The following is a 1,787-nucleotide window of genomic DNA, read 5'->3' on the forward strand; positions in this document are numbered from 1 at the left end:
CATCGCGAGCAAGCTCGCTCCTACAATTACGTGCCCCAGCGCCCGAATTTTGGCTGAATCTGCAATCGACCTACGACCTTCGTAGCGCCGAAATCGAGCGTGGTTAACCGGTTACGGCAAATGAAGCGCTCGTGAAGCCTTTTTCCACCACGGCACGCTGGCCGGGCGCTGTGTATGCACCGTACTTGGCAGCAGCTGAGGCACATCCTGCAACCGAATCCATGGCTGGTTGTTCCAGTGCAGCAAACTCAGCGACATCTCTGGCCAGTTAAGCAGGCTCAGCATCGGGCGTTCGGATGAAGTGGGTTGCGCTGCGTCTCTCAGCGCGGGCACCACGTCGTGGGTCAGCCACTCGCGCAGGCCGCGGTATTCGGGGCAGTAGTGGTAGACCAGTAGAGCGTAGATGCCGGATTCGCTGATCAGGAGCGTGTCTTCGATGACACCGTGGATGAGCATTCGCGCGGTTTGGCGTTGGTCGGGGTCGAGTTTTCGGATGGCGCGTTCATCGAGGTAGAGGCGCAGGAGGCGGCCCAGGTCGCGGGCGCTGAACCAGGGTTGGTTTTGCAGGAGTAGGGCGTGGAGGTGGAGTTTGTGGCGGGTGAAGACGTGGGGGGTTAGATAATCGTCATCGCAATTCATTGGTACAGATCCTTTTGCCTAAAGGGCTGCCCGCAATCGTCGCCAAACAATTGGGTGGCAGTTGTACGCGGGTTGGCGAACCGGAGCAAAAGGAACCCGGCAGACCCGAAGGCCTCCCACGCACAACCGCCATGACTTGGGTCGATGGTCGTTGCACTCCTAAAGCTTTCGGGTCGCCAAACCCAGTGCTGAACATTCAGCATTGGGTGAGCTTAGGAACCGGGGCTTTGGGGCGCAATCGGACGGCGGTGGTTTTGTTGTAGGAAGTGGCCGGGATTTTTGCGGGCTTGATGATCAAGAGATCGCAGCCTGCGGCAGCTCCTACAGGTTCAGTGCCAGTCTTCAATTCGACCTCAATAAACATAAAAAGAGGCAATCCCATGCAACCGCAAACCCTCACCGGGCAGGCGTCGTTGGTGGCGCCCAGCCGCAAGCGTTTTTTCATCATGGTGCTGCTGTTTATCACCGTAGTGATCAATTACCTCGACCGCAGCAACCTCTCCATAGCAGCTCCCGCGCTGACCAGCGAATTGGGGATCGATCCGATCCATGTCGGGCTGATCTTCTCCGCATTCGGCTGGACCTACGCCGCCATGCAGATCCCCGGCGGCTGGCTGGTCGATCGAGTGCCGCCGCGCATTCTCTACAGCGTCGCTCTGCTGCTGTGGTCAATTGCCACGGTGATGCTCGGTTTCGCCGCCAGCTTCATCGCACTGTTCGTTTTGCGCATGGCGGTGGGTGCGCTGGAAGCCCCGGCGTATCCGATCAACAGCCGCGTGGTGACCACCTGGTTTCCGGAGCGCGAGCGCGCCACGGCGATTGGCTTTTACACTTCCGGACAGTTTGTCGGCCTGGCGTTTCTGACGCCGGTTCTGGCCTGGTTGCAACATGAATTTGGCTGGCACATGGTGTTCGTCAGCACCGGTGCAGTGGGCATTCTCTGGGCGGTGATCTGGTACGCGGTGTACCGCGAACCCCGGGATTTCAAAGGCGCCAATGACGCCGAGATCGAGCTGATCCGTGAGGGCGGCGGGCTGGTGGATATCCAGGCCGAGCAGGCGAAGGTCAAGGCGAAATTCAGCTGGGCCGACCTTGGCATCGTGCTGACCAAACGCAAGTTGTGGGGCATCTACCTCGGGCAGTTCTGC

The 1,787-nt window shown here is 59.5% G+C and carries 2 protein-coding genes and 1 pseudogene; 2 read left to right on the plus strand and 1 reads right to left on the minus strand.

Going from position 1 to position 1,787, the window contains the following annotated elements; all coding sequences use genetic code 11:
* Nucleotides 1-107 (plus strand): annotated as a pseudogene (locus tag F8N62_RS32205) (addiction module antidote protein, HigA family); the annotation flags it as partial.
* Between the two features lie 4 nt (nucleotides 108-111).
* Here F8N62_RS32205 and F8N62_RS31325 read toward each other — a convergent pair.
* Nucleotides 112-639: a Bro-N domain-containing protein gene (locus F8N62_RS31325; protein ID WP_150712934.1), complete on the minus strand. Its 528-nt coding sequence runs from the start codon at nucleotides 637-639 to the stop codon at nucleotides 112-114.
* Nucleotides 640-1,019: 380 nt separating this feature from the next.
* Here F8N62_RS31325 and F8N62_RS31330 point away from each other — a divergent pair.
* Nucleotides 1,020-1,787: MFS transporter (locus F8N62_RS31330; protein WP_150714200.1), on the plus strand; the 768-nt coding region annotated here is incomplete at its 3' end.

This window comes from Pseudomonas fluorescens (genome assembly GCF_902497785.1).
Taxonomy (GTDB): Bacteria; Pseudomonadota; Gammaproteobacteria; order Pseudomonadales; family Pseudomonadaceae; genus Aquipseudomonas; species Aquipseudomonas fluorescens_BO.

Excerpts from the sequence above, each read along its gene's own strand:
- F8N62_RS31325 (WP_150712934.1), bottom strand. The coding sequence starts at position 639 with ATGAATTGCGATGACGATTATCTAACCCCCCACGTCTTCACCCGCCAC.